Origin of the sequence: Mycobacteroides sp. PCS013 (genome assembly GCF_049532645.1) — a bacterium.
Lineage (GTDB): Bacteria > Actinomycetota > Actinomycetes > Mycobacteriales > Mycobacteriaceae > Mycobacterium > Mycobacterium gwanakae.
In genome coordinates, this window is the sequence record NZ_CP150131.1 from 5,017,150 (window position 1) to 5,036,111 (window position 18,962).

Consider the following 18,962-nt stretch of genomic DNA (forward strand, 5'->3'; position numbering starts at 1 on the left):
GACGCTGGGGTGGGACCTTCATACGTTTGCGCCGTTCCCAGCTCGTGCTACGGGTCAGAGCAACAGTCCAATAGGAAGCCGATGATTAAGCATCTCACCCGCCGCGCGACGGTCGCCCTCGTCGTGGCAGCCGCGGCGATGTCGCCTGCCGCCTACCCGGCAGTGGCCGATACGGCCACCCCGCTCAACGGCCTGTTCGCGTTGACTCCCGGCAGCTGCGCGGAGGGTCGAGCCACGGGCTCCTACTTCCGCATGATCTTGCCCGCGGGTGACGCCTCCGGCCCCTATCTCGCCAACGGCGATTCCACCTGCTCGGATAACACGGTCACCCTGCTGGCGCCCGGTACCGATGGTGGCCTGAAGTCCGGTGAGTATCAGCCGCAGCCCGGCAACGCATTCGATGGAAACGGAAATGCGGTGTCCGGCAGTATTACTCAGCCAGTGAAGTTCTACGGCGTGGGCTTTGCCACGGCGTCCAACCAGACCGATCCGCAGACCGGCCAGGGCACTGCCACGCCCCAGATCACCGTCAGTGGCAACAAGCTCGGCGGCGACCTCAGTGCCTTCGGCGTGACCTGGAACAACCAGGTGTTCAACCAGGGATCGCCGAAACCCGGTGGCGCGTTTCCGGGTAAGACCACGCCGGTGACCGGCACCTACGACCGCAACACCGGCGCATTCATCGTCGAGTGGACCAGCCAGATCGTGGGCGGTCCTTTCAACGACTTCACCGGACTATGGCACCTGGTCGGCAAGGTCGGGGGCAGCCCCGGTGGCGCCGCGGTGGCCGAGCCCCCGCCGCCTCCTCCGCCGGGCGCCCCACCGGCAGCGGCGGATGCGCCTCCCGCCGTGGCCGCGCCGGCGGCCCCCGGGCAGGTTGTCGTGCAAGCTGGGCAACAAGTGGTGGCACCGCCACCGCTGTCGGCCGGCCAGCAGCTCATCGCGCTGCCGGTTGACGACAATCCCCGCACCATCACCCCGCCATGGGTCATTGCCCTGTTGGTGTTCGTGGCGATCGGCGGCGGAATCCTGTTTGTGGTGGGGGAGCGGATCTTCAGCCGTGGCCGCTGAGCGGTTGGCTGAGACGTCTCAGCCGGCCCTGCCTTCTTACGCCGACATCGTCGGTGAGGAGGCTGTTGTCGCCGAGGCCGGACCGGCCCCGCGACCCCGGTGGCGGTTTGTCGCGCTCATCGCCCTTGGTGTGCTCCTGTTCGCGTTGCCGGTGGTCACCGGAATGTTCACACGTGCCGCGGGCGGTCAGCAGCTGCTGACCGAGTTCCGGCCCTACGTGTCGTCGGAGGTGATCGCCAAGTTCCGCGGTTACCTCGATACCGTCGACGCGGCCCGTGCCGATGTGCAGGCGACCCAGTCGATCGCGGGAGGACACTACGAGCGACTGGATACCTTTGTGGCGCAGTATCCGTCGATCCGTCAGGACATGAACGGTCTGCTCGATGCGGTCGAGGGTCAGGTGGGCAACTACGGGCAGTTGCGCGCCGTGGGCCCGTTCGACGTGCTGCCGTTCCTGCTGGCGGTGCCGGGACTGGTCTTGATAGGTGCCGGCGTGTGGGGACTTCGCCGTACCGGCAACGGTGAAAAAGCTTTCGGTGCACGGATTCTCGCGATCCTCGCGGCGGCGGTGCTCATCGCCGTGCCCTTCGCGGACGGGCTCTTCTCCCGTGCCCCGGCGGGTGCACAGCTCATCGATGCGTTCACCCCGATCATGACCCACGAGCGGGTGGCCGCGGTACAGCGGCACTTCGTGGTGCTGGTCGCGGCGGAAGGGGAGTTGGATACCCAGTTCCTGGGTGATTTGCGGCAGCATGACTCGGCCCGCGCGGTTCCGGGTATCGACGCCTTCGTTTCGCAATGGCAACCCATGACAGCGGATTTCGCTTCGCTGATCGGGGTGATGGCCGACAACGTCGACAATTTCGGCAGGGTGGTGGCGCTCGATCGGATCACGGCCCCGCTGGGATTCCGATCATTCGACTACTTCGGGTGGTTCTTCCTCGTGCCCGGTGTACTGGCGGCCGCTGCCGCTATTGACGTGAAAGGAGCCGCACGGTGGCCCAGAAAACGATGACGCGCGGCACATTTGGTGTAGCGCTGGCGGCCGTGGTGCTGGTGACGGCTCCGGCCTGTGGATCGGAGAAGCCGACCGAGTCTCCACTCATCGGGCTGCTGGCATTGGAGCCCGGCAAGATCGAGGGGAACAAGCTCAGCGGCACCTGGTTCAAGATGGTGCAGCCGGGCGGCAACCCCCAAGAGGGTCCGTTCATGCCCAATGCGAATTCTCCTGTGCCGCAAGGGGCGGCTACTCTGCTCTCGCCGGGCGCGGATGGCGGTTTGGTACTGGGCGACTACCAGGGTGAGCCGGATCCGGCGTTCGACGAGGCCACCGGGTACTCGCTGGCGGCCCGCGTCACCCAGCCGACGAAGTTCTTCAATATCGAGTTCGGCATCTCCACCAACAAGATCGACCCGCAGACTCAGCGCGAGCTGCCGGCGCCCTCGGCCACGGTGGCGGGTGACCAGATTTCGGCGGACGTGTCCGCATGGGCCGCCTCGTGGAACCGCCAGGAGTTCAACCAGGGCGCGCCCAAGCCGAAACCCAAGGAGCAGGCCCAGATCCCCGGCGAGGCGCGCGCCAAGCAGGTGTGGGAGTTCGTGGCCGGGCGCTGGGTCGGCCGCGATTCCGTGGACGGCGAAAGCCCCAAAGCCACCGGTACATACGACAAGGACACCAAGAAGTTCACTCTCGACTGGACGAGTCTCATTGTGGGTGGCCCGTTCAACAGCTTCACGGGAGTCTGGCACCTCGAAGGCGTGGTGAAAGACCGATGAGTTCGACACCAGCAGAAGAGACCGCTCCGATCGCTGCTCCGATTGCTTCCGTTGGCCGCAGGCCCACCAAGGAACGCGTATTCGGGATAGCGGTAAGGGCATTCGCTGCCATCACGGTGATCGGCAGCGTGGCCGCCATTACCCAGCTCTCGTATTCGCCTGCGCGTGCACCCATCGTCGGATACCAGATCGTGAACCGTGACGGATCGATTCCCGAAGGTGCCATCCCGATCCCGGTACCCCCGCCGGGGCCGCAATTGATTGCGCCGCTGCCGCGGCCTCAGGTGCCTTCGCATCCACCGGGTCAGGCTGCGGGACCGTTTGGCGCACTGCCTTCGGTGACCGACCGCGGGCTTCCGATATCCGTCGCGCAGCCCTGCCCCTTCGGCTGGCCGGCGCCCGGTCCGGATGAGCAGGGCGGGTTGGCCTCGCTGATCGATGTGGCTCCGGCCGCGGGTGTGTTCTCGTCCGAGGCGTTCGCTCCGGCTACGGCGTATGAACCGATCCTGAAGATGATGGGTCCGGTGCTGGCCCGGATCTCCCCGCTACTCTCGCGGCATCCGTGGGCGATCGACCAGTTCGTCACCCGGTTCCAGACCGTCATGGTGCGCGTTCTCGAGGCGATCCTGCCCTACTACGGCCCCTACCGGAACGACGTCCTCAAGGCCGAGGGCGATCTCGCAAAGGCGTTGACTCCCTTCCTGGAAAGCCTGTACAACACGCCGACGGCGCAATGCCTCGTCGCGTGGGAGGCGCAGCGCATTCGGGACGCGCGTGGGGGCCGCCCACCGGCGCTGCGCCTGCATGATCTGGGCAAGGTGATTGATCTGTACCGTTCGACGCACTGGCGTGAGGGCGACGATGATCCGCCACCTCCGCCGCTGCCGGCCTACGAGTTCACGCCGGCGCCCGCGCCCCCACCGGCCTCGGATGCTCCGGCCGCCCCGAGCACGTCGCGACCGGTGATCCCCAACTTCCCGACACCGACCCCGGCCCCGGCGCCCACACAGACGTCGTCACCGGCCATCTCCTCGTCTCTCTAGCCGCACTTCCCAACCAACGGGTTGAGTGGCTAGGGTGACCCTCATGGGTGACACTGGCGTCAAGACAGGCCCTCTCGCGGGCGTAAAGGTGATCGAGCTCGGCGGTATCGGCCCTGGGCCGCATGCGGCGATGATGTTGTCCGACTTGGGGGCAGACGTCATTCGGGTGCGCCGTCCCGGTGGTCTCGCCATCCCCGCCGAGGAGACGGACCTGTTTCACCGCGGTAAGCGCCTGGTCAACCTGGACGTCAAGAAGGACCCCGAGGCGCTGCTGGCGCTCGTCGACAAGGCCGATGTGTTGCTGGATCCCTTCCGGCCCGGGGTGTGCGAGCGAATCGGGATCGGACCCGACGAATGCGCCAAGCGCAACCCGCGGCTGATCTTCGCCCGGATGACGGGCTGGGGTCAGACCGGCCCGATGGCCGACCGGGCGGGCCACGACATCAACTACCTGTCGCTGACCGGCGCGCTGGGGTCGATGGGCTACAAGGACCGCCCACCGATGCCGCCGATGAACCTCGTCGCGGATTTCGGTGGTGGCTCAATGCTTTTGGTGCAGGGCATCCTGGCCGCACTCTACGAGCGCGAGAAGTCGGGCAAGGGGCAGGTCATCGATGGCGCGATGGTCGACGGCGTCAGCCAGTTGGCTCAGATGCAATGGACGATGTACAACAACGGACTGCTGTTCGACGAGCGCGAGTCGGGGCTGCTCGACGGCGGCGCGCCGTTCTACGGCACCTACGAGACCGCCGACGGCAAGTACATGGCGGTGGGATCCATCGAGCCACAGTTCTTCGCGATTTTGGTGCAGGGCCTGGGGCTGGACCCCGAGAGCGTTCCGTTCCAGCTCGACAAGGCGCGCTACCCCGAGATGCGCAAGCTGTTCGACGATGCGTTCAAGACCAAGACCCGCGACGAATGGACCGAGATCTTCATCGGTACCGACGCCTGCGTGTCGCCGGTGCTCACCTGGGGTGAGGCCAGGCAGAATGCGCACCTTCGCGATCGCGGCACCATCACCGATGTCAACGGCGTGACCCAGGCCGCGCCGGCCCCGCGCTTCTCGCGGACGCCGAGCGGGCCCATCGAGGCGCCGCCGAAGGACACGACCGAGCTCGCCGATATCGGCTGGTGACTTAGCCGAGATTGTCGGTACTAGGTACTGGTAGTCTCATCCCGAGCAATGACGCTATGAGGAGGCTTGATGACCACTGCCCGACACGCCGCCGAATCCCGGCTGGCCGCCGCCGTCACGTACGCGGGGCCGGAATGGATGGGCAAGGCCAATTGGCATTCGGTGGCCGAGACCTATCTGTTCAAGGCAGTCGGTAAGCCGGGGCTCTATGCGCTGACCCGGCTGATGCTGGCCGTCAACCGCCGGTTCCCTGACGCTCTGCTGAATCGGCGATACGACGGACTGGAACGTCTCATGGGCTGGATGCCAGGTGTGTCCGGAACCCGCACGGAGCCTGTGCAATTGCCGAACTGCGCGGCCGAATGGACGTGGAATACCAAGAATGAGCCGGGGCCGGACGCGCCGGTGGTCATCTACTTCCACGGGTCGGCGTTCATCGCGTTGGGGATCAACAGTCATCGCCCGTTGGTCAGCCATATCGCGCGTGATTCCGGTGCGCGGGCGCTGAGCGTGGGCTACCGGTTGTGCCCGCGCAATCTGGTCGAAGATGCCGTCGCCGACGGTGTCGATGCGTACCGCTACGTGTTGAGTCAGGGCGTCGCCCCCGAGAACATCGTGCTCGCAGGCGATTCGGCCGGAGGCTTCCTGGCGGCCATGACCGCCATCGCGGTGCGCGATGAGGGCTTGACGCCGCCCGCGGGATGCGTGCTGATCTCGGCGGCGACCAACAACGACATGGAGCCGAAATATGCTGCCGCCAAGCGCGTCGGCGATGCCATGTTCCCCGTCGACTTCTTGAAGATGATCAACGACGTGTTCCTGTTGCGCAACGGCGCACGCGAGCCGGGGCCGTGCCCGGCGGATGCCGACCTGACCGGACTGGGGCCGTTCCTGCTGCAGGTCGGCTCGCAGGAAGCGTTGCGACCGGACTCCGAGCTGTTGGCGGAACGTCTTGTCGCTGCCGGAGTTCCGGTGCGGTTGCAGATTTTCGACCGCGCCATTCACGTGTTTCAGGTGTTCGCGGCGACCAACCCGGACGCCCGGCGGGCGGTGGGAGAGATCACCGAGTTCATCAAGGTCCTGCCGGGGCTGGCCAGGGCGCGGCAGCGTCCCGACGCGATCGCGACGGGACTAACCTCCTAGCCGCGCCAGGCGGGATATTGCCTCGTCGATCACCGCATCACGTTTGGCGAAGGTGAACCGCACCAGGTGATTCCATTGATCGGCCGTGTCGGTGCTGGGGTCGCAAAAGGCGCTTACCGGAACCGCCGCTACGCCAACGGTTTCCGGTAGGCGCCGACAAAGTTCTGCGCTGTCGCTGAATCCCAGGGGGCGTGGATCTGCGCAGACGAAGTACCCGCCGTGGCTGCTGTGCACCTCGAAGCCCAGGCCGGTGAGCGCCTCAGTGAGACGATCGCGCCTGCGCTGCAAGGACTCTCGTAGATTCTTTACCCAGGCCTGTTCGGTGTCCAGGGCTACCGCTACGGCCGGCTGAAACGGTGCACCGCCGACGTAGGAAAGGAACTGCTTGGCGGCGCGCACGCCCGTGATCAACTCTGGTGTGCCACAAGCCCAGCCGATCTTCCAGCCGGTGCAGTTGAACGTCTTGGCAGCGCTCGAGATCGTCACGGTGCGATCGGCCATCCCGGGCAGACTGGCCATGGGTGTCTGGGTGCGCCCATCGAAGAGCAATCGCTCGTACACCTCGTCGGAAATGACCAGCAGATCGTGTTCGACGGCCAGCTCAGCGACCCGTGCCAACTCGGAGTCGGTGAACACCTTGCCCGTTGGATTGTGCGGAGAGTTGATGATCAGTGCCGCGGTCCGGGGTGTGATGGCGGCCGCGAGCGCGTCGGTGTCTAATGCGAAGCCCGCTCCGTCAGGAACGAGTGGCACCGGGACGCGAACGGCGCCCGCCATGGCCACCACGGCGGCATACGAGTCGTAGTAGGGCTCGATCAGAATGACCTCGGAGCCGGGTTCGACGAGGCCGAGGACCGCGCCTGCGATTGCTTCGGTGGCGCCGACGGTGACCAGCACCTGCGTATCCGGATCGAGTTCCTCGCCATAGCGGGCGAGTCGGTCGGCGGCGATGGCCCGGCGCAGTTCGGGAACACCCAACCCGGGCGGGTACTGATTGAGGCCCGAACGGATGGCCTGCTGTGCCGCGTCCAGCATGGATGCGGGCCCGTCTTCGTCGGGGAAACCCTGGCCCAGATTGATTGCGTCGTGTTGGACGGCGAGGGCCGACATCTCGGCGAAGATCGTTGCGCCGAAGGGGCGCAATCGTTTGACGGTCTTCGGGTTCACGCTGGCCCGTGTTCGGTGCTACCCGGCTTCATGCCGGGCAGCCTACCGGCGGACCTAGCAGCTGGGCGGTTCGAAGGACAGGTCGGTATCCGGTATCGGGCAGAAGTAATGGCTGAATCCGGGATTGCCACGGTCCCGGTTGTCCACGAAGACCTCCACATCCCGGTCCGCCCGGTACACCCGGTAGTAGGTGGTGGTGTCCTCGAGGAAGAAATTGGCGACGGTGGTCGTCAGCTCCGCACCGGTGCCCGCGGCGCGGGCCTGACGCATGCAGTTCAGATAGTTCGGGGGGATCTCGTGTGAGGGCGGCAGCATGCGCAGGCGGCCACAATTCTGCAGCGGTACGCGCTGCTCGAATGCGGTGTCGGGGGACAGGGGTTCCGGCTCGGCCTGTGCTGCCGGCGGACACACGGCGGCGGCAACCGCCAAGGTCGCCGTCGCGATGCAGAGTCGTGTGAGCATCGCTTCAGGCTTGTCGCCCACGGTGTGAAAGCGGGAGGTTTCGGCGAAATCTCGTCGAAGAGCACCGCACAGTGCGTGCCTGCTTGGGGGTCGCACCCCAGACGGCCTATCGGTCGGGCTGGTCTGACGGTGAGTCGCACCTGGGGTCGCCGGGGTAATTGAGCGGTGCGGCCCAGCAGAAGAAGTGGTTCCAGCGGCCATTGCCGAACTGGTCCGCGCTGAAGTCGACGAAGACCTCCACCCTCTGGTCGGGCGAGAACACTCGGTAATACGTCGTGATGGGATCGCCCTCGGTAGTGGATTCGACGATCTTGAGTTCGCCGCCACTGCCCGAGGCTCTGGCGTTGTTCATGCAGTCGCGCTGCGCGGCGGGCAGGTCCTGCCGGACGAACCTGTATGTCCCGCAGCTGGGAAGGGCCGTGCGCTCGGTGAAGGCGGCAGGCGGTGGCGAGGCCGCGGGGCAGTAGATAGTCCTCGCGTCCAGCCAGTACCAGCCCATCCACACCGCGAATATTGCGAGAACTGCAATGGTGCCGATGACCACGCGTCTTAGTGGTAGAGACCGAGTCCGCAGCACACTTCGAGCGTACCGGCATCAGATTCCCAACCAACGGGTTGGGAGGGCTGCTTACCATGGGGACGCCACCCTGGTCTAACGTAAGGCTGTCTCGGCGAAACTGACCCGGAGTCAACCCGGCGTCACAAGGCTGCGGCACTTGCACCACATGCCCCATACGCACCCCCTATAAGGACGTATACCCATGACTGAAGCATTCATCTACGAGGCCATCCGCACGCCTCGCGGCAAGCAGCGCGGCGGCGCCCTCAACGAGGTCAAGCCGCTGAACCTGGTGGTCGGCCTGATCGACGAGATCCGTCGCCGTTTCCCCGACCTGGACGAGAACCTGATCAGCGACGTCGTGCTCGGTGTCGTCGCCCCCGTGGGCGATCAGGGTGGCGACATCGCCCGCACCGCGGTGCTGGCCGCCGGCCTGCCCGACACCGTCGGTGGCGTTCAGCTCAACCGTTTCTGTGCTTCCGGTCTGGAAGCCGTCAACGTCGCCGCACAGAAGGTCCGTTCCGGTTGGGACGACCTGGTGCTCGCCGGTGGTGTCGAGTCGATGTCGCGCGTGCCGATGGGCAGCGACGGCGGGGCCTGGGCCTCGGACCCGGCCACCAACTACGACGTGTCCTTCGTGCCGCAGGGCATCGGTGCCGACCTGATCGCCACCATCGAAGGCTTTACCCGTGACGATGTCGACGCCTACGCCGCTCGCTCGCAGGACCGTGCGGCAGCCGCGTGGTCCGGCGGTTACTTCGCCAAGTCCGTTGTGCCGGTCAAGGACCAGAACGGCCTGCTCATCCTGGACCACGACGAGCACATGCGTCCGGGCACCACGGCCGCGGACCTGGGCAAGCTGAAGCCCGCGTTCGAGGGCCTGGCAGCACTCGGCGGCTTCGACGATGTTGCGCGCATCAAGTACCACTACGTCGAGAAGATCAACCACGTGCACACTGGCGGCAACAGCTCGGGCATCGTCGACGGCGCCGCCCTGGTGCTGGTGGGCTCCGAAGAGGCCGGCAAGTCGCAGGGTCTGACCCCGCGTGCCCGCGTCGTGGCAACGGCCACCACCGGTAGCGAGCCGCTGATCATGCTGACCGGACCTACTCCGGCCACCCAGAAGGTGCTCGACCGCGCCGGGCTGACCGTGGACGACATCGATCTGTTCGAGCTGAACGAGGCGTTCGCCTCGGTGGTCCTGAAGTTCCAGAAGGACCTGAACATCCCGGACGAGAAGCTCAACGTCAACGGCGGCGCCATCGCCATGGGCCACCCGCTGGGTGCCACCGGCGCAATGATCACCGGAACCATGGTCGACGAGCTGGAGCGTCGCGGCCTCAAGCGTGCCCTCATCACCCTGTGCGTCGGCGGCGGCATGGGTGTGGCCACCATCATCGAGCGAGTGTAGGGAGAACCAGAACCAATGAGTGCAAACACAATTCAGTGGGAAAAGGATGCCGACGGCATCGTCACCCTCACCCTGGACGACCCCAACGGTTCGGCCAACGTCATGAACGACGACTACAAGCAGTCGATGGCCGCGGCCGTCAAGCGCCTTGTGGAAGAGAAGGATTCGATCACCGGCGTGGTGGTCACCAGCGCCAAGAAGACCTTCTTCGCCGGTGGTGACCTCACCAAGATCATCCAGATCCAGCCGGAGAACGCCCAGGAGGCTTTCAACGAGGTCGAGGAGATCAAGAAGGACCTGCGCACGCTGGAGACCTTCGGTCGTCCGGTCGTGGCCGCCATCAACGGTGCCGCCCTCGGTGGTGGCCTGGAGATCGCGTTGGCCACCCACCACCGGATTGCGGCCGATGTCAAGGGATCTCAGATCGGCCTGCCCGAGGTATCGCTGGGTCTGCTGCCCGGCGGCGGTGGCGTCACCCGCGTGACCCGCATGCTCGGCATCCAGAACGGCTTCGTCACCGTGTTGGCGCAGGGCACCCGGTTCAACCCGACCAAGGCCAAGGAAGTCGGCCTGATCGATGAGCTGGTTGGCTCCGTCGACGAGCTGATCCCCGCCGCCAAGGCGTGGATCAAGACGAACCCGGAGGCCGTGCAGCGTTGGGATGTCAAGGGATACAAGATCCCCGGTGGCACCCCCTCCACGCCGGCGCTGGCGGCCATCCTGCCGTCGTTCCCGTCGAACCTGAAGAAGCAGCTCAAGGGCGCGCCGATGCCGGCCCCGCGGGCGATCCTGGCCGCCGCGGTCGAGGGTGCCCAGGTGGACTTCGATACGGCCAGCCGTATCGAGAGCCGTTACTTCACCAGCCTGACCACCGGCCAGGTCGCCAAGAACATGACGCAGGCGTTCTTCTTCGACCTGCAGACCATCAACGGTGGCGGGTCACGTCCGGATGGCATCGCCAAGCAGGAGATCAAGAAGATCGGTGTGCTGGGCGCGGGCATGATGGGTGCCGGTATCGCCTACGTCTCGGCCAAGGCCGGTTACGACGTCGTGCTGAAGGACGTCTCGCTCGAGGCGGCCCAGAAGGGCAAGGGCTACTCGGAAAAGCTTGAGGAGAAGGCTCTTTCGCGCGGCAAGACCACCGCGGAGAAGTCGGCTGCGCTGCTGGCCAAGATCACCCCGACCGCAGATCCGGCCGACCTGGCAGGCGTCGACTTCGTGGTCGAGGCAGTCTTCGAGAACACCGAGCTCAAGCACAAGGTGTTCCAGGAGATCGAGGACATCGTCGAGCCCAACGCGCTGCTTGGCTCCAACACCTCCACCCTGCCCATCACCGGGCTGGCCGCGGGTGTGAAGCGCCAGGAGGACTTCATCGGCATCCACTTCTTCTCGCCCGTCGACAAGATGCCGCTGGTGGAGATCATCCGCGGTGAGAAGACCTCGGACGAGGCGCTGGCCCGGGTGTTCGACTACGTGCTGGCCATCAAGAAGACCCCGATCGTCGTCAACGACAGCCGTGGCTTCTTCACCTCGCGCGTCATCGGCACGTTCGTCAACGAGGCCGTCGCGATGCTGGCCGAGGGCATCGAGCCCTCGACCATCGAGCAGGCCGGCAGCCAGGCCGGATACCCGGCACCGCCGCTGCAGCTGTCGGATGAGCTGAACCTGACGCTCATGCAGAAGATCCGCAAGGAGACCGTCGAGGCGGCCAAGGCTGAGGGCAAGGATCTGCCGGACGATCCGGCGGGCGGCGTCATCGACACCCTGGTGGAGGCGGGACGCCCGGGCCGTCTGGGGGGTGCCGGCTTCTACGACTACGTGGACGGCAAGCGCACCGAGTTGTGGCCCGGCCTGCGCACGACGTTCAACACCCGATCGGGTGCTGACGCGGCCAACCCGCCGCTGCAGGACCTCATCGACCGCATGCTGTTCGCGGAGGCCATCGAAACGCAGAAGTGTTTCGACGAGGGCGTGTTGACCTCGACCGCCGATGCCAACATCGGCTCGATCTTCGGCATCGGCTTCCCGCCGTGGACCGGCGGTGTGCACCAGTACATCGTTGGGTACGAGGGCCCCGCAGGTAAGGGCAAGGCTGGATTCGTTGCTCGTGCAAAGGAATTGGCCGCCAAGTACGGCGACCGATTCACCCCGCCTGCGTCGCTGCTGGACGCGTAGGTACCGCTCAACGGCACTACAGCCGCTCACCCTCCGGGGTGGGCGGCTGTAGTCGTTTTATGGCTCGTCGCGACGGTGCGGACGGAGCCCGCCCGATGCGTGTCCCCGAAGATTCAGCAGATTTAGAGTCGGTTACCAGAAGTGGCCGATCCAGAGGAGTGGTCCACGCCACAACGATGGTGGCTGGCGTGGTGGCACACAAAAAATCACCCAGATCTCGCGGGTTCTCTGCTGGCACTACAGGCATAGTTATTGATACTTCGCGTAACCAGATATGAATCGCCAGGTCATACGGTATTTCTATGTAGTAGTTATATTTGCGGGAATTGGGTTACCGTAAGTCTTACGGGAAGTTGCTGTCATATGGCGTAACGCGGCGTTACCCACAGTTCACTAGCTATTTCTTTGATGGAACGTACCTTTGCGAGATATTTATTCGCTACGCTGCTCGCAATGATTAATGTCTTTGCCGTCCGCACTGTCGCAGGCAAATCGAGCATGGTCACGCTCGTAGTCCAGATCGCTGAACAGGAATAGGGACGATGGTTGCACTCGGAACGATCCACGATTGGCGCCCCAAGCCGGGAAACGTCATTTCCTGGAGTGCTTCGCCAGGCGCCCGTCAGGTCGCCGCCCAGGCTCCTGCCAGCATGGTGCCGCCCAGCTATCAGCAGGCCCAGCATGTGCGTTCGTACCGGGATCTGGCCCGTCAGGACCGCGAGATGGCCCGTTTGGGAATCGGTTCCTGGGATGTCCCGGGTGTCTGCGATATCGATGCGATGACCGCGGCGATCAACGCACATCTGCGACGGCACGACACCTACCACTCGTGGTTCGAGTTCGACAGGGCCGACAACATCGTCCGGCATGTGATCGAGGATCCGCAGACCATCGACTTCGTGCCGCAGGATCACGGGCTGCAGGGGCCCGACGAGATCCGCGCGCACCTGCTGCGTACCTCGGGTACTCCGCTCTCGTGGGACTGCTTCACGTTCGGGGTGATTCAACGTGCGGATCACTTCACGGTGTACCTGAGCGTTGATCATCTACACACCGACGGCATGTCGACCGGCATCCTGTACGTCGAGATCCAGTTGATGTACGCCAGCCTGGTGCACGGGGCGGCACTGGAACTTCCGGCTCCCGCGGGATATCTGGATTTCTCCGCCCGTGAGCGTGCGCACAACCAGTCCATGAGCCTGGACTCCTTCGAGGTGCAGACCTGGCTCCGGTACGCGCGGGACAACGGGGGCACCCTGCCCGACTTCGTCCTGCCGCTCGGCGACCGATCCGTGCCGAACGTCGGCGGCATGGTCGCGGCCCAGCTGCTCGACGCCGAGCAGACGGTGGCATTCGAAAAGGCATGTGAACAGGCGGGTGTGCGATTCAGCGGTGGTGTGTTCGCCTGCACCGCACTGATCGACCGCGAGCTCACCGGCGCCGACGTCTTCTACGGCATCACCCCGTACGACACCCGCAGCACCGCCGAGGAGCAGATGTCGGTGGGGTGGTACGCGAGCTTCATTCCCTTCGTGGTGGATATGTCGGAGGACTCCTTCGCGCGGGTCGCGCGATCGGCGCAGAAGTCGTTCGACGAATGCCAGCCGCTGGCCAAGGTTCCGTTTGAGCGCGTGCTGGAGCTCGCCGGTCCTGAGTCGGGGTTGGCCGCCCCGGAATACGTGGTTCCGATGGTGTCTTTCCTGGATGCGCGCAAGATCCCGGTCAGTGCCGAATGGGACCGCATCAATGGCGGAATCTACGGGGACAGCCGTTCTTCCGATCAGGTGTGTATGTGGGTCAACAGGTTTGAGAATGAAACCAACCTGACCATCTCGTTCCCCGACAACGCTGTCGCCCGTGAATCTGTGTCGCGCTATTTCGATGTGGCTCGCAGGGTGTATCAGCGTGTCGCGCAGTCACAGTTCGTTTCCTGATTCCGCGGCATTGCGGCCGCATTTGAGCAGCAGTGAAAGGTTGGCACCGTCATGAGCACTAGCCTTGATGTCGCGGTGAATGGAACCAGCTCACCGGATTTCGACAATGTTCGGCGCGCGTTTGCACTGAATTTCCTGGAGAACGACGAGCTGGGTGCGGCGGTCGCGATCTGGGTCGACGGTGAGCTCGTCGTCAATCTGTGGGCCGGATGGGCCGACGAGGCCCGCACCCGTCCCTGGACCGAGGACACCTTGGCGCCGGTGTATTCGGGCACCAAGGGATTGATGAGCACCTGCGTTCACATGCTGATCGAGCGCGGTGTGCTGGACCTGCATGCGCCGGTCGCGCGGTACTGGCCCGAATTCGGCCAGGCCGGTAAGGAATCCATCACGCTGGCCATGGTGCTCGGGCACCGGTCGGGTGTGATCGGGCCGCGCACCAGGTTGACGCCGGAGCAGGCCGCCAACTGGGACGAAGTATGCGAGCACATCGCCAGAGCGACACCGTGGTGGGAGCCCGGCACCGCGCAGGGTTACCACATGGCGACGTTCGGGTTCATCCTGGGCGAGGTCGTCCGCCGGACCACGGGTAAGACGCTCGGACAGTTCCTGCGCACCGAGATTGCCGAGCCGTACGGTCTCGACGTACATGTCGGGCTGCCGCACAGCGAGCACCACCGGTGCGCGGAGCTGGTCAACAAGCCGTTCCTGCGCGATGTGTTCCGCGGCGCGCCTGGGGAGTTCGAGTGCATGAGCGACCACCCACTGGCGGGCCCGCTCATCTCGGGCGACTTCATCCCCGATGACGAGATAGCGCGCAAGGACATCGCGATGTGGCGGGCGCTGGAGTTCCCCGGGACCAACGCCCACGTTTCGGCGCTGGGCATGGCGACCTTCTACAACGCGATGGCGCTGGGCAAGTTGCTCAGCCACGATCACATGGATGTGGTGCGGGTATCGCAGGGCGGGTTCGATCCCGATGTCGTGCTGGGGCCCCGGGTGGCCAACCATGGATGGGGCCTGGGCTACATGCTCAATCAGCGCTGCTATGCCGGTCCTAACCAGAAGACCTTCGGGCACGGCGGATCCGGTGGCTCGTACGCCTTTGTCGACCTCGAGCACCGCATCGGTTACTCGTATGTGATGAACCAGTTCGATGTGACCAAGGCAGATGCCGATCCTCGTAGTGTGCGGCTGATCAATGAGCTCTACACCACGCTGGGGGTGTCGCCGGAGGGAGAGTCGCTGTGACGGCCACGATTCCGGGCATCGACGCGCCGCCACGCGGCACAACCCTGTCGATCTCTCATCTGGACTTCGTCGATCAGGCGTCCTTCCTGGGGCTGCGGGCCACCGAGCTGTCCACACTGAGTCAGATGGTCTGGATCTACGAGCGCGATATCGACACCGACCGCCTGCGCAGATTTCATGCCAACCTGGGCCGGGGGCTGCTCGGACGGCGAATCGAGCGTTCCCGCTTGCCTTTTGGTCGCCATCGCTGGGTACTTGATGCGGGGTGCCACCCCATTGATGTCGAACTCGCACCGTTACCACGAACCGAACTGCAGGATTGGGTGCACCGGCACGCCCAGCTGCCGATCGATCCCGAGCACGGCCCGGCCTGGCGGCTCGGTGTCACCCGATTCACCGATGGTGCGACCGCGGTGAGTCTGGTGATCTCGCACAGCATCGCCGACGGTGTGGGCATGTGCCGGGCAATCGCCGATGCCACCAATGATGCGGACCTCCCGTTGGGTTACGCGGCACCGCAGTCGCGCAAGCGCGTGCGCAGCGTGCGGGAGGACCTGCGGCGCACCCGGCATGACCTGCCGGATACCGCGCGGGCCTTTCGAAAAGCCACCAAGATGCTGAGCTCGCGGCGCCAGGACATCAAACACGCGGGCCGGCCCGCTACCGAGGAGCACATCGAGCAGATTCCGGCGGCGACCGTGTATCTGGACGAAAGCCACTGGGACACACACGCACGTGAGCGTGGCGGTACCAGCAACTCGCTGGTCGGCGCGTTTGCCGCGCAACTTGCCACCAAGGTGGGTAGGCTCGGTCCGGACGGCCGGGTCACTTTGTCCATGCCGGTCAACGAGCGCACCGAGGGCGATCACCGTGCCAACGCCATGACATCGGTGATGTTCGCGATCGATCCGGCGGAACTGACCACCGACCTGCGCGGAATCCGCAGAGCCACCAAGGAGGTGCTCTCCGGCCTGCAGGACACCCCCGACGAAAAGTGGGCACTGCTCCCGCTGACGCCATTCATCCCGAAGGCGGCCGCACGCCGGCTCGCCGACGTGGCGCTGGAGTACAACGACTACCCCGTGGGATGCTCGAATGTGGGGCCGCTGGATCCCGATGTGAATCGTCCCGACGGGACCCATGCCGACTACGTGTTCTGCAAACTGGCCGAGCAACGGGTGCGGCCCGACAAGGTGCTGAGCACCTACGGACAGCTCTTCCTCGCGTCCGGGAGGGTCAACGAGAAGATCTTCCTGGCCGTTGTCGGCTACCAACCCGGTGTGATCGAATCACGCGCTGACCTGACCAATCTGCTGACCGAGACGCTCGAGGACTTCGGTATGCGCGGTGTGATCGAGTAGTCGTGGCGGACAACACAGGTGGCATCTACGGACTGATCGCTCGGATCGTCCGGAAGGCTCCTGTCGCCGTCATCGGGGTATGGATCGCACTGGCCGCGGTCTTGGCGCTGACCGCGCCCTCTCTGCAGAAGGCCATCGAGGAGCACCCCGTCGATCTGCTGCCCAAGGATGCTCCCGTCATGGAGACCACACGGCAGATGGTCGAATCGTTCCAGGAGTCGGGTGCACAGAACATTCTGTTGATCGTCCTCACCAACGAGAACGGGCTGACCCCCGCCGACGAGCAGACCTATCGAGTCCTCGCGGCCCGAATGCGTGAGGACACCCGCGACGTCAGCATGGTGCAGGACTTCATCACCAAACCGATGCTGCGCGAGATGATGTCGAGCACCGATGGCAAGGCGTGGTACCTGCCGGTGGGGTTGCAGGGCGAGCTTGCCACCCCCGAATCCGGCAAGGCCTACGTGGGCGCCCTGAAGATCATCAAGGAGGCGACCGCAGGCACCACCCTGAACGCCTTCACGACGGGGCCCACTGCGACGGTCGGCGATCTGACGGTGGTCGGAGAGCGTGACCTGCACAAGGTCGAAATCACCACGGCGGCTTTGGTTCTTCTCATCTTGCTGATCGTCTACCGCAATCCGGTGACGATGATGCTGCCGCTGATCGTGGTGGGTGTCTCGCTCGGCATCGCCCAGGCCGCCGTTGGTGGGCTGGCGCAGATGGGTCTGAGTATCTCGAATCAGACGCTGACCTTTATGACCGCGATGATGATGGGTGCGGGTGTCGACTACGCGGTCTTTCTCATCAGCCGATATCACGAATATGTCAAACAGGGCATGGATTCTGACAGCGCAGTGGCCGCCGCGCTGGAATCCATAGGCAAGGTGGTCGCGGCCTCGGCGGCGACGGTGGCGGTGACCTTCCTGGGCATGGGCTTCACCAAGCTGGGGATCCTGTCCACCATCGGGCCAGCGCTGAGCGTGTCCATCCTGATCGCGTTCGTGGCGTCGGTGACCTTCCTGCCCGCGGTGCTAGTCCTGGTGGGACGCCGAGGCTGGGTGAAGCCGAGAAAGGCCTATGCCAACAAGATTTGGCACCGTTCGGGCATCAACATCGTCAAACGCCCGGGCGCACACCTGGCCGTGAGCCTGGTCATCCTGATCATCCTCGCTACGTGCGGGGCAATGGTGAAGTTCGGCTACGACGACCGCAAGAACCTGCCGCCCTGGGCCGACAGTAACCTGGGCTATGCCGCGATCGAGAAGCACTTCCCGGTGAATTCGACTTTGCCGCAATACCTCTACATCAAGTCCCCGCACGATCTGCGCACTCCGCGCGGGCTGGCCGACCTGGAGCAGATGGCTGCGCGGGTGAGTCAGGTCCCCGGTGTGGACAAGGTGCGCGGCATCACCCGTCCCACGGGTGAGCCGCTGGAGGAAGCCAAGCTGTCCTACCAGGCTGGTGAGGTCGGCGGGAAGCTGGGCGATGCGTCGAATCTGATCGATGCACGCACCAGGGATTTGGACAAGCTCGCCGCGGGCGGACATACGTTGGCGGACAAGCTCGGTGAGGTCCGCAACTCGGTGAAGAACTCACTGGGGACGGCGCGCGCACTGGTCGAGGTGCTGGCGCAGTTGCGCGGCAGCGGTAGGACGGGCACCCTCGCTGATCTGGACTCGGTGGACAAGCTGGTCACCAGCATGCATTCCCTGGGCGAGGCCATCGAGGCCAACGCCCAGGGCGCCAGTGAGGTGTATGGCTGGATCGAGCCCGTCGCCCGTGTGCTGGTCGGCAACCCGGCCTGTGAGATGGACCCCGCGTGCCGCTCCTCGCGAGACGAGATGAACAAGTTCCTGGAGACCAAACAGGATGGCACCAGGGACAGGATCGTCGAGCTCGGCCGTGAACTGAAGGCCGTCGACAATGACAAACAGATCAGTTCGACCATCGCCCGGCTGCGTACCGCGCTCAACGCCATTGATACGAATCTGCGCCGGTTGGGTCTGTCCGACTCTTACGGCATCCAGCAGAAGTTCGCCGAGGTCCTGACCGGAGTCAATTCGCTGGCCGATGGCAGCGCACAGCTGGCCGAGGGTGTGCAGATGCTGGTGGACCAGACCAAGCAGATGGGCGGCCAGTTGGGCGATGCCTCAACGCTCCTGGTCGCCGCCAAGCGCGATGCGGCACCCGGATCGATGTCCGGCTTCTACATCCCGCAGCAGGTACTTACGCAAGACTCCTTCAAGACCGCTGCGGCGGCGTTCGTCTCGGCCGACGGCCATGCGGTGCGTTATCTGGTCCAGAGCAACCTGAATCCGTTCAGTCCCGAGGCAATGGATCAGGTCCGCGCCATCCAGGATGCGGCCCACAGCGCACAACCCAACACCACGTTGTCCGACGCGTCCATCTCGATGGCCGGATTATCGGCGATGTACAACGACATCCGTAACTACTACAACCACGACCTGCGA

General features: G+C 64.8%; 15 protein-coding genes. 12 read left to right on the forward strand and 3 right to left on the reverse strand.

The window, feature by feature from the left end; genetic code table 11:
* The first annotated feature begins 81 nt into the window (after nucleotides 1-81).
* From RHO23_RS25010 to RHO23_RS25035, 6 genes are all read left to right on the forward strand, one after another.
* Nucleotides 82-1,071: a hypothetical protein gene (locus RHO23_RS25010; protein ID WP_030094292.1), complete on the forward strand. Its 990-nt coding sequence runs from the start codon at nucleotides 82-84 to the stop codon at nucleotides 1,069-1,071.
* 163 nt (nucleotides 1,072-1,234) lie between these two features.
* Nucleotides 1,235-2,086, forward strand: coding sequence for a hypothetical protein (locus RHO23_RS25015; RefSeq protein ID WP_234798270.1), 852 nt, complete (start codon nucleotides 1,235-1,237; stop codon nucleotides 2,084-2,086).
* The gene (locus RHO23_RS25020) at nucleotides 2,083-2,847 is read left to right on the forward strand and encodes a hypothetical protein (protein WP_217340272.1); all 765 of its coding nucleotides are present in this window, start codon (nucleotides 2,083-2,085) and stop codon (nucleotides 2,845-2,847) included. Before RHO23_RS25015 ends, RHO23_RS25020 begins: the two co-directional genes overlap by 4 nt.
* Nucleotides 2,844-3,890, forward strand: a complete 1,047-nt coding sequence (locus RHO23_RS25025) for a hypothetical protein (RefSeq protein WP_030094295.1) — start codon at nucleotides 2,844-2,846, stop codon at nucleotides 3,888-3,890. The genes RHO23_RS25020 and RHO23_RS25025 overlap by 4 nt, the downstream gene beginning before the upstream one ends.
* A 43-nt stretch (nucleotides 3,891-3,933) precedes the next feature.
* A complete protein-coding gene (locus RHO23_RS25030; protein ID WP_264921852.1) occupies nucleotides 3,934-5,025 on the forward strand; it encodes a CaiB/BaiF CoA transferase family protein in 1,092 nt (363 codons plus the stop codon).
* Between the two features lie 69 nt (nucleotides 5,026-5,094).
* The gene (locus RHO23_RS25035; RefSeq protein WP_070916638.1) at nucleotides 5,095-6,168 is read left to right on the forward strand and encodes an alpha/beta hydrolase; all 1,074 of its coding nucleotides are present in this window, start codon (nucleotides 5,095-5,097) and stop codon (nucleotides 6,166-6,168) included.
* Here RHO23_RS25035 and RHO23_RS25040 read toward each other — a convergent pair.
* The 3 genes from RHO23_RS25040 to RHO23_RS25050 form a co-directional block, all read right to left on the reverse strand.
* Nucleotides 6,157-7,335 (reverse strand): pyridoxal phosphate-dependent aminotransferase, encoded by a 1,179-nt coding sequence (locus tag RHO23_RS25040; protein ID WP_057969408.1) that lies wholly within the window; start codon nucleotides 7,333-7,335, stop codon nucleotides 6,157-6,159. The two genes, RHO23_RS25035 and RHO23_RS25040, sit on opposite strands and share 12 nt — an antisense overlap.
* Nucleotides 7,336-7,389: 54 nt before the next feature.
* A complete protein-coding gene (locus RHO23_RS25045; protein ID WP_070942168.1) occupies nucleotides 7,390-7,797 on the reverse strand; it encodes a hypothetical protein in 408 nt (135 codons plus the stop codon).
* A 106-nt stretch (nucleotides 7,798-7,903) separates the two neighbouring features.
* Complete coding sequence (locus RHO23_RS25050) at nucleotides 7,904-8,341, reverse strand: hypothetical protein (protein WP_070916637.1); 438 nt, start codon at nucleotides 8,339-8,341, stop codon at nucleotides 7,904-7,906.
* 217 nt (nucleotides 8,342-8,558) lie between these two features.
* On the opposite strand from RHO23_RS25050, the gene RHO23_RS25055 reads away from it, so the two are divergent.
* From RHO23_RS25055 to RHO23_RS25080, 6 genes are all read left to right on the forward strand, one after another.
* Nucleotides 8,559-9,767, forward strand: a complete 1,209-nt coding sequence (locus tag RHO23_RS25055) for an acetyl-CoA C-acetyltransferase (protein ID WP_030094301.1) — start codon at nucleotides 8,559-8,561, stop codon at nucleotides 9,765-9,767.
* Nucleotides 9,768-9,782: 15 nt separating this feature from the next.
* Nucleotides 9,783-11,942: a 3-hydroxyacyl-CoA dehydrogenase NAD-binding domain-containing protein gene (locus RHO23_RS25060; RefSeq protein ID WP_070941963.1), complete on the forward strand. Its 2,160-nt coding sequence runs from the start codon at nucleotides 9,783-9,785 to the stop codon at nucleotides 11,940-11,942.
* A gap of 542 nt (nucleotides 11,943-12,484) precedes the next feature.
* Nucleotides 12,485-13,876: a condensation domain-containing protein gene (locus tag RHO23_RS25065; RefSeq protein WP_423488474.1), complete on the forward strand. Its 1,392-nt coding sequence runs from the start codon at nucleotides 12,485-12,487 to the stop codon at nucleotides 13,874-13,876.
* Nucleotides 13,877-13,927: 51 nt separating this feature from the next.
* Nucleotides 13,928-15,127 carry a serine hydrolase domain-containing protein gene (locus tag RHO23_RS25070; protein ID WP_423488475.1) on the forward strand — a complete coding sequence of 400 codons (1,200 nt, stop codon included), beginning with the start codon at nucleotides 13,928-13,930 and terminating at the stop codon, nucleotides 15,125-15,127.
* The gene (locus RHO23_RS25075; protein WP_423488476.1) at nucleotides 15,124-16,488 is read left to right on the forward strand and encodes a hypothetical protein; all 1,365 of its coding nucleotides are present in this window, start codon (nucleotides 15,124-15,126) and stop codon (nucleotides 16,486-16,488) included. Before RHO23_RS25070 ends, RHO23_RS25075 begins: the two co-directional genes overlap by 4 nt.
* Nucleotides 16,489-16,490: 2 nt before the next feature.
* On the forward strand, nucleotides 16,491-18,962 hold a 2,472-nt coding region (locus RHO23_RS25080; RefSeq protein WP_423488477.1), incomplete at its 3' end, for an MMPL family transporter.

Bases quoted from the DNA above. Each gene is read 5' to 3' on its own strand.
- RHO23_RS25045 (WP_070942168.1), bottom strand. From the start codon at position 7,797: ATGCTCACACGACTCTGCATCGCGACGGCGACCTTGGCGGTTGCCGCC.
- RHO23_RS25030 (WP_264921852.1), top strand. From the start codon at position 3,934: ATGGGTGACACTGGCGTCAAGACAGGCCCTCTCGCGGGCGTAAAGGTG.
- RHO23_RS25070 (WP_423488475.1), top strand. From the start codon at position 13,928: ATGAGCACTAGCCTTGATGTCGCGGTGAATGGAACCAGCTCACCGGAT.
- RHO23_RS25015 (WP_234798270.1), top strand. From the start codon at position 1,235: ATGTTCACACGTGCCGCGGGCGGTCAGCAGCTGCTGACCGAGTTCCGG.
- RHO23_RS25060 (WP_070941963.1), top strand. From the start codon at position 9,783: ATGAGTGCAAACACAATTCAGTGGGAAAAGGATGCCGACGGCATCGTC.
- RHO23_RS25035 (WP_070916638.1), top strand. From the start codon at position 5,095: ATGACCACTGCCCGACACGCCGCCGAATCCCGGCTGGCCGCCGCCGTC.
- RHO23_RS25010 (WP_030094292.1), top strand. From the start codon at position 82: ATGATTAAGCATCTCACCCGCCGCGCGACGGTCGCCCTCGTCGTGGCA.
- RHO23_RS25025 (WP_030094295.1), top strand. From the start codon at position 2,844: ATGAGTTCGACACCAGCAGAAGAGACCGCTCCGATCGCTGCTCCGATT.
- RHO23_RS25065 (WP_423488474.1), top strand. From the start codon at position 12,485: ATGGTTGCACTCGGAACGATCCACGATTGGCGCCCCAAGCCGGGAAAC.
- RHO23_RS25055 (WP_030094301.1), top strand. From the start codon at position 8,559: ATGACTGAAGCATTCATCTACGAGGCCATCCGCACGCCTCGCGGCAAG.
- RHO23_RS25020 (WP_217340272.1), top strand. From the start codon at position 2,083: ATGACGCGCGGCACATTTGGTGTAGCGCTGGCGGCCGTGGTGCTGGTG.